Annotated in this window: 9 protein-coding genes; 4 read left to right on the top strand and 5 right to left on the bottom strand. The window is 62.0% G+C overall.

Annotated elements, in window-relative coordinates; translation table 11 throughout:
- Positions 1-60: 60 nt before the first annotated feature.
- From DBR24_RS23720 to DBR24_RS23705, 4 genes are read right to left on the bottom strand one after another with little or no spacing between them, the layout of a single operon-like run.
- Positions 61-1,374 carry a sensor histidine kinase gene (locus tag DBR24_RS23720; protein ID WP_123462198.1) on the bottom strand — a complete coding sequence of 438 codons (1,314 nt, stop codon included), beginning with the start codon at positions 1,372-1,374 and terminating at the stop codon, positions 61-63.
- Positions 1,371-2,039: a response regulator transcription factor gene (locus DBR24_RS23715; RefSeq protein WP_123462196.1), complete on the bottom strand. Its 669-nt coding sequence runs from the start codon at positions 2,037-2,039 to the stop codon at positions 1,371-1,373. Before DBR24_RS23715 ends, DBR24_RS23720 begins: the two co-directional genes overlap by 4 nt.
- Positions 2,040-2,042: 3 nt before the next feature.
- Positions 2,043-2,354: a PepSY domain-containing protein gene (locus DBR24_RS23710; RefSeq protein WP_128615954.1), complete on the bottom strand. Its 312-nt coding sequence runs from the start codon at positions 2,352-2,354 to the stop codon at positions 2,043-2,045.
- Positions 2,354-2,662, bottom strand: coding sequence for a PepSY domain-containing protein (locus tag DBR24_RS23705; protein ID WP_123462192.1), 309 nt, complete (start codon positions 2,660-2,662; stop codon positions 2,354-2,356). Before DBR24_RS23705 ends, DBR24_RS23710 begins: the two co-directional genes overlap by 1 nt.
- A 255-nt stretch (positions 2,663-2,917) precedes the next feature.
- Here DBR24_RS23705 and DBR24_RS23700 point away from each other — a divergent pair, with 255 nt between their 5' ends.
- The 4 genes from DBR24_RS23700 (at position 2,918) to codA (ending at position 7,303) form a co-directional block, all read left to right on the top strand.
- Positions 2,918-3,997 carry a patatin-like phospholipase family protein gene (locus tag DBR24_RS23700; protein ID WP_128615953.1) on the top strand — a complete coding sequence of 360 codons (1,080 nt, stop codon included), beginning with the start codon at positions 2,918-2,920 and terminating at the stop codon, positions 3,995-3,997.
- A gap of 95 nt (positions 3,998-4,092) precedes the next feature.
- The gene (gene queD / locus DBR24_RS23695) at positions 4,093-4,449 is read left to right on the top strand and encodes a 6-carboxytetrahydropterin synthase QueD (RefSeq protein ID WP_003223505.1); all 357 of its coding nucleotides are present in this window, start codon (positions 4,093-4,095) and stop codon (positions 4,447-4,449) included.
- Positions 4,450-4,769: 320 nt separating this feature from the next.
- Positions 4,770-6,041 (top strand): cytosine permease, encoded by a 1,272-nt coding sequence (gene codB, locus DBR24_RS23690; RefSeq protein WP_128615952.1) that lies wholly within the window; start codon positions 4,770-4,772, stop codon positions 6,039-6,041.
- A 14-nt stretch (positions 6,042-6,055) separates the two neighbouring features.
- On the top strand, positions 6,056-7,303 hold the full coding sequence (codA, locus tag DBR24_RS23685; protein ID WP_128615951.1) for a cytosine deaminase: 1,248 nt from the start codon (positions 6,056-6,058) through the stop codon (positions 7,301-7,303).
- Positions 7,304-7,478: 175 nt separating this feature from the next.
- Here the strand turns inward: codA and DBR24_RS23680 are convergent.
- On the bottom strand, positions 7,479-8,354 hold an 876-nt coding region (locus DBR24_RS23680), incomplete at its 5' end, for a diaminopimelate epimerase (protein WP_128615950.1).

The raw sequence follows: 8,354 nt of genomic DNA, 5'->3' as shown, positions 1-8,354 counted from the left end.
ACACCTCGGTCAGTCCCCTCTCCCTCCGGGAGAGGGTTAGGGTGAGGGGCCTTTAGAGGCTCACCGCCGAGGCAACTCGATCACCACCTTCAACCCGCCCCACTTACTCTCGCCCAGCACCAGCAAGCCACCCCACGCCTCGACAATGTCGCGCACAATCCCCAGCCCCAGGCCATGCCCGTGGGTCTGCTCGTCCAGCCGCGTCCCGCGACTGAATACCTGAGTCCGCTGCTGCTCGGGAATCCCCGGCCCATCGTCCTCGACGCACAGGGCAAAGCCATCCGTACGCTCGATCACACTCAGGCGCACCTCGGCGTCCGCCCACTTGCAGGCGTTGTCCAGCAGGTTGCCGAGCAGTTCCAGCAAGTCCTCACGATCCCACGGCAATTGCAGCCCCGGCGGCGCGACGTAGCTCAAGGCCAGATGCTCGCCGTGAATCATGTTCAGCGTTGCCAGCAGCCCCGGCAGTTCCGCATCACAGTCGAACAGCGCACCCGGCAGCGCATCACCGGATAAACGCGCGCGATTGAGTTCGCGGTTGAGCCGCTGTTGCACCTGCTCCAGTTGCTCCTTGAGGATCTTGCGCAACTCGGGATGGGCATCGAGTTTTTCGCTGGAGGCCAGACTCAACAGCACCGCCAGCGGCGTTTTCAGGGCGTGCCCGAGATTGCCCAGCGCATTGCGTGAACGCTTGAGGCTGTCTTCGGTGTGGGCGAGCAGATGGTTGATCTGCGCCACCAGCGGCTCCAGCTCCACCGGCACCTGATCGTCGAGTTGCGAACGCTGGCCCTGCTGCAACTGGGCGATCTGTTCGCGAGCGCTTTCCAGCGGCTTCAAGGCGCGACGCACGGTGATTCGCTGCAACAGCAAAATCAGCAGCAACCCGGCCAGCCCGAGGCCGAGGCCGATCTGGCGCATGCGCTGGAAGCTCTCGCGCACCGGGGTGTAATCCTGAGCGACGCTGATCGAGATCGACTGCCCCAGCCGCCGATAGTCCGAACGCAGCACCAGCAACTGCTGACCGTCCGGCCCCAGTTGCAGATTGCTGTGCAGGCCAGGATGGTTGAGCAGCGGCAGATCCTGATCCCACAGCGAACGCGAGCGCCAGTGGCTGTCGGCGAAATCAATGCGAAAGTAATGCCCGGAGAACGGCCGTTGATAGGCCGGTGACAGATGCCGCTCATCCAGCTGCAACCCTTGCGGACCGCGCACCAGCGCCACCAGCAGGCTTTCGCTGTCGTTGCGCAGACCGGCTTCCAGATAACGCTGCAAACCGACTTCGAACAACCACAGGCTGATTTGCGCCAGCACCACGCCGACGATCACCATCACGCTGATCAAGCCCAGGCTCAAACGGCGCTGGATCGACCTCACGAAGCTTGCCCGCCGAACAGGTAACCCTGGCCGCGACGGGTTTCGATCACGCTTTTGCCGAGCTTGCGCCGCAGGTGATTGACGTGGACCTCCAGAACGTTGGAATCGCGTTCGGTTTCGCCGTCATAGAGGTGCTCGGCGAGGTGGCTTTTCGACAGAATCTGTTCCGGGTGCAGCATGAAATAACGCAGCAGTCGAAACTCGGCGGCAGTCAGTTGAATATCGCTGCCGTCACGCACCACGCATTGCCGGCCCTCGTCCAGGTGCAGGCCGGCGGCCTGCAGCGTCGGTTGATTGGCCTGGCCCTTGGAGCGACGCAACAACGACTGAATGCGCAGGAACAGCTCTTCGGGGTGAAACGGTTTGGTCAGGTAATCGTCAGCGCCGGCCTTAAGGCCTTCGATGCGCTCGGCCCAGGAATCGCGCGCCGTGAGAATCAGCACCGGGATCGCCAGACCGCCCGCGCGCCACTGCGCCAGCACGTCGAGCCCCGGAACACCGGGCAGGCCGAGGTCGAGAATGATCAGGTCGTAAGGCTCGCTGCTGCCCTGATACAGCGCATCACGGCCATCGGCCAGCCAGTCCACCGCATAGCCCTGACGTTGCAGGCCGGCGAGCAATTCATCGGCCAGCGGTACGTGGTCTTCCACCAGTAGCAAACGCATCGGTCAATCTTCCTTGTCTTTCACAAGCTCGCCGGTATCGGCCTTCAAATGCAGCTCGCGGGCGACGCCTTCGGCGGTGAGCAGCTCGACTTCGTAAATGTAGACGTCGTGTTTTTCTTCCAGCTCGACTTCCAGCAATTTCGAACCGGGGTAGCGGTCCATCGCCTGCTGCAGGACCTGCTCAAGCGGCAGAATCACGCCCTGCTGACGCAGACTCAGGGCTTCGTCCTGATCGAGGTCGCGGGCCTGGGCCATCGAGCAAAACAGCACAAGCGCCAACACCGTGCGGCGGGTGGCGCGAACATTAACCTTCATTACGTATCCTGATGATCCTTGAGAACCTGCCCGCTGACCGCGTCTAATTCCAGATCCCACTCCAGCCCCTGCGGGTCACGCATTTCGATCTGGTAGATGTACTTGCCGTACTGCTCTTCCAGCTCGGTGTCGGTGATCGTCGAACCCGGGTGTTTTTCCAGTGCCGTGGCGTTGAGCTTCTCGAAGGACACGATAGTACCAGCGTCGCGCAGGCGCAGGGCTTCGTCGGGGCCTAGATCGCGGGCGTGAACGATGCTGGCGGTCAGGCCGATGATCGAGGCAATGGACAGGGCAGTCAGGGTTTTCATGGGATCTCCGTATTCTTATGTGTTGCTACGATGGGCACCTTAGCGGGATGAACTTAACTGAAACTGAATTGCCATCATTGTTTCAAGGCAATACCGGACCCGTTGAATCATGCAAAACCCTGTGGCAGCGGGCTTGCCCGCGATAGCGTCCTTTCAGCCACCGGGATGCAAGCTGTCCCGTCATCACGGGCAAGCCCGCACACAGGGTTCAGTGGTTAACCTATAATTGCCAGCTTGCTAACGATCGAGACCGGTATGACCGCCATCCACATCAAGTTCCCCGCCCTCACCCTCAAGGCCGGCCCTCGGGCCATGGCGCGCATTCGTGCCCAGGGCCTGAACGCCAAGGACGTCGGCACCCTGCCCGGTGCTGCCGGTGGTCCCAAGGCGTTGGGCATTCAGGGGCTGGATCTGGCGTTGTTCGGCGAATGGCTGCCGAGCGCGCCTCGTGAGCGTTCGCTGATTGGTGCGTCGGTGGGTTCCTGGCGCTTCGCCAGCGCCTGCCTGCCGGACGCCGCCGAAGGTATCCGCCGTCTCGGCCAGTTGTACGCCGAGCAGAATTTCAACAAAGGCGTGACCATGGCCGAGATCAGCCAGAGCTCGCAACGCATGCTCAACGACCTGCTCGACGGCCGCGACGCCAGCATCCTCAACAACGCCGACTACCGCCTGAACATCATGGTGGTGAAAAGCCAAGGGCGCCTGGCCGACGACCATCGTGGCCGCCTCGGGCTGGCGCTGGGTTCGGTGATTGCCGACAACCTGCGCGGGCGGGCGCGGCTGTCGCGGCACTTCGAACGCTTGATCATCCATGACCCGCGCCTGGCTCCGCCGGTGCATGCGCTGAACGACTTTCCGTCGCGCTTCGTCGCGCTCAATGCCGGCAACCTGCGACAGGCGCTGCTGGCGTCCGGCTCGATCCCGATGGTCATGGAAGGTGTGCGTGACCTGCCGGGCGCCGGTGCCGGCACCTTCCGCGATGGCGGTTTGCTCGACTATCACCTCGACCTGCCCTACAGCGGCGACGGCATCGTGCTCTATCCGCACTTCACCGACCGGGTGATTCCGGGCTGGTTCGACAAGACCCTGCCCTGGCGCAAGGCCTCGGTGGAGCGCTTGCAGGACGTGCTGTTGCTGGCACCATCGAAGGAATATCTGGCGCGCCTGCCCTACGGCAAACTACCGGACCGTAACGACTTCAAACGCTTCATGGGCGACGCACCGAGCCGCCAAAAGTACTGGCACGCGGCGATGGAAGAAAGTCGCCGGCTGGGCGACGAGTTTCTCGAACTGACCGCCAACGGTCGTCTCGCCGAGCGCTTGCTGACCCTTTAGTCAGTGTTTTCCCGCATCGCCAAACACAAGCTGGTAAACTCGCCGCCTGCCCGAATCGCTGCGGCGAACGCCACCTGAACAGAGCCGAAAATACCGTGGAAATCTTCAAAGAATTTACTTTCGAATCCGCCCACCGCCTGCCGCACGTACCGGACGGCCATAAGTGCGGACGCCTGCACGGTCACTCGTTCAAGGTGGCGATTCACCTGAGCGGCGACCTCGATCCGCACACGGGCTGGATCCGCGACTTCTCCGAGATCAAGGCGATTTTCAAGCCGCTGTACGAGCGTCTGGATCACAACTACCTGAACGACATTCCCGGCCTGGAAAACCCGACCAGCGAAGTCCTGGCCAAATTCATCTGGAATGAAATGAAGCCGCTGCTGCCGGAACTCAGTGCGATCCGCATTCACGAAACCTGCACCAGCGGTTGTATCTATCGCGGTGAGTGATTCAACGCAGATCTGCGTGCAGGAGTGAGCCTGCTCGCGATAGCTTCGGCACCTTCAAAATCAATGTGTCCGACAAACCGCTATCGCGAGCAGGCTCACTCTTATAAAGGATCGGTGTTTGTCAGGAAAATAGAGAACAGCCTTCACGGCTGTTTTTTTATGCCTGTGTTTTTTGGCGCCCACATGGGGCTCGGGTGCATTCAGATGCACCGCTTTCGAGCCATTGCCGGCAACTCGTCTATACATAGTCCGCATAACCGACATCTGGCACGACCACTGCAACCTGCTTCGAGTCTTCCCTCTTCAGCAAGGAACGCCCCATGACGCAGAACGATCCCGGCAACGACTACCCCCTCAGCGAAGTCCCGATGCACGCGCGCAAAGGCCTGGCCTCGACCGCCATGGTGCTGCTCGGGTTCACCTTCTTCACGGCGACCATGTTTGCCGGCGGCAAGCTCGGTGTGGCGTTCAGTTTCAGCGAGATGCTCGTGGTGATCATCGTCGGCAACCTGCTGCTCGGGCTATACGCCGCCGGCCTGGGTTACATCGCCTTCAAGAGCGGTCTCAATTCGGTGCTGATGGGCCGTTTCTGTTTTGGTGAAGTCGGCAGCAAGCTCAGTGACCTGATCCTCGGCTTCACCCAGATCGGCTGGTACGCCTGGGGCACTGCGACCGCCGCCGTGGTACTCGGCAAATACTTCGATCTCGATGAGGGCACCGTGCTCGGTTTGATGGTGCTGTTCGGCCTGATGTTCTGTGCCACGGCGTATGTCGGTTATCGCGGCCTGGAGATTCTGTCCTACATCGCGGTGCCGGCGATGATGTTGCTGCTGATGCTGTCGATGTGGGTCGCGACCGTTAAAGTCGGTGGCCTCGATGGTTTGCTGGCCGTGGTGCCGAGCGGTTCGCTGGACTGGTCGACCGCGATCACCCTGGTGTTCGGTACCTTCGTCAGCGGCGCGACCCAGGCCACCAACTGGACCCGCTTCTCGCGTTCGGCGCGGGTGGCGGTGCTGGCCAGCCTGATCGGTTTCTTCGTCGGCAATGGCCTGATGGTGCTGATCGGCGCCTACGGTGCGATCGTCTATCAACAGCCGGACGTGGTCGAAGTGTTGCTGCTGCAAGGTTTCGCCATGGCCGCGATGGCCATGCTGTTGCTCAATATCTGGAGCACCCAGGACAACACCATCTACAACTTCGCCGTCGCCGGCTGCAACCTGCTGCGTACCGGCCGACGCAAAACCGTGACCCTCGCCGGTGCAGTGATCGGCACCCTGCTCGCCCTGCTGGGCATGTACGACATGCTGGTGCCGTACCTGATCCTGCTCGGCACCGTCATTCCGCCGATTGGCGGGGTGATCATGGCCGACTTTTTCTTCCGCTGGCGCGGGCGCTATCCGCGTCTGGCCGACGCCCGGCTGCCGGCGTTCAACTGGCCGGGCCTGGCGGCTTACGCGGTCGGTACGCTCGCCGCATTCCACTCGCCGTGGGTCGCGCCGCTGGTAGGGATTGCCGCCGCCGCGCTAACGTATGTCATCGTCACCGGCCTGCTCGGCGCCCGTCGCGCCAGTGCGCCACTACAAGACCTATAAGAAGGATTCGCCTGATGCACATCATCAACGCCCGACTGCGCAACCAGGACGGTTTGCACGAACTGCACCTGGAAGACGGTCTGATCCGCAGCATCGGTCGCCAGACCGAAGCCCCGACCCTCAACCCCGGCGACCTCGACGCCGGCGGTAATCTGGTGGTGCCGCCCTTCGTCGAGCCGCACATCCACCTCGACGCCACCCTCACGGCCGGCGAGCCGCGCTGGAACATGAGCGGCACGCTGTTCGAGGGCATCGAGTGCTGGGGCGAGCGCAAGGTCACCATCACCGAAGAAGACACCAAGACCCGCGCCAAGAAAACCATTCAAGCACTGGCCGCCCACGGCATCCAGCATGTGCGCACCCACGTCGACGTCACCGATCCGCAACTCACGGCGCTGAAGGCCATGCTCGAAGTGCGCGAGGAAAGCCGACACCTGATCGACCTGCAAATCGTCGCGTTCCCGCAGGAAGGCATCGAGTCTTACCGCAACGGTCGCGAGCTGATGGAAGAAGCGATTCGCATGGGCGCCGACGTGGTCGGCGGCATTCCGCATTTCGAATACACCCGCGATCAGGGCGTCAGTTCGGTGAAATTCCTGATGGACCTGGCCGAACGCACCGGTTGCCTGGTGGACGTGCACTGCGACGAAACCGACGACCCACATTCGCGCTTCCTCGAAGTGCTCGCCGAAGAAGCGCGCAGCCGTGACATGGGCGCGCGGGTCACCGCCAGCCACACCACGGCGATGGGTTCTTACGACAACGCTTACTGCGCCAAACTGTTCCGCCTGCTTGGCCACTCCGGGATCAGTTTCGTCTCCTGCCCGACCGAAAGCATTCACCTGCAGGGGCGCTTCGACAACTTCCCGAAACGCCGGGGCGTGACCCGGGTCAACGAGTTGCTGGAGGCCGGGATGAACGTGTGTTTCGGCCAGGACTCGATCGTCGATCCATGGTATCCGCTAGGCAACGGCAACATCCTGCGCGTGCTTGAAGCCGGGTTGCACATCTGCCATATGCTCGGTTATCGCAACCTGCAAAGTGCGCTGGATCTGGTCACCGACAACAGCGCCAAAGCCATGCACCTGGGCGAGCGATACGGGCTGGAGCAAGGGCGCCCGGCGAATCTGTTGATACTTTCGGCGGACAGCGATTACGAGGTTATTCGCAGCCAGGGTCTGCCGCTGTATTCGATTCGTGGCGGCGAGGTGCTGATGAAGCGGCAGATGCCGGTGGTGGCGTTCAGTGGTGAGCTGAGCTGAGATTTGTGTTGGAGCTCATGGCGCCATCGCTGGCAAGCCAGGCTCCCACAGGGGTTTGTGGTGAATACAAAAACCGGGTACACCCACTCCTACAGCGGTTCAGTGGCGTACACAAATGAGGTGTTCAACACAAACCCTGTGGGAGCCTGGCTTGCCAGCGATGGCGTCTTTGAATTCAACCCATCAACCGCGCTGTACCAAACAACCTGACCCTGCGCAATTCACCGCCTGCTTCTTCGAGCAATATCGGCGCCGTGCCGCCGGGCATCACCACCTGCACTTCACCGGCCGCCACCCAACCCACCCGCCACGCCGCCGATGCTACGGCACTGGCACTGGTGCCGGAAGACGCCGTCGGCCCCTCGCCGCGTTCGAACACTCGGGCGAGGATTTTCTGTGGTGAGTCGAGCACCGCCCATTGCAGATTGACGCCGGCCGGGCATGGATTTCCGGCACCGGTGGGCATGGCGTAGGCGATTGCGGTCAACCCTTGGTTCAGCGGTGACTCACGCATCTGTTGATTGCTCGGCAATGCCGCCCGGTCATCCAGCAGCGTCACGCAATGCGGATTGCCGATACGCACAAACTGGCTATGTGACCATGCCGGATCGAGTGTCGCCAGTGGCTTTACCACACTCACTTCTCGCCCATTGAAGTCGGCGTTTTCGACGTTCTGCGCACCCACTGCGCGCGCCCCGAAACCGGGTTGGCCAAGATCGAGCCAAAAGCCTTGAACGCCTTCGACTTCGGCCGGTTTCACCGAGGTTTCCACGGCATCACCCTTGTCGTAATGCACGCGCAACAACGCGCCCTCCTCCGGCATCACGCCTTGCTCGGTCAGCGCCTGCGAAAAAATCGTCAGGCCATTGCCACTGCGCTCGGCAAGTGTGCCGTCGGTGTTGACGATCAGTACGTCGAATGGCGGCGACGTCTGGAACGGGCCGATCAGCAGGCCGTCGCTGCGGTGGGATTTGCTCCCCGCGGGACGCTGCCCTTCGGGCCAGTCGCAGCACAGCGTGATGGCTGCGCGGCTCCACGCCTGTCTCGACAA

The sequence above is a fragment of the Pseudomonas sp. HMWF006 genome (genome assembly GCF_003061205.1).
GTDB classification, from domain to species: Bacteria; Pseudomonadota; Gammaproteobacteria; order Pseudomonadales; family Pseudomonadaceae; genus Aquipseudomonas; species Aquipseudomonas monsensis.
This window is presented reverse-complemented; position numbering and strand designations above follow the sequence as displayed.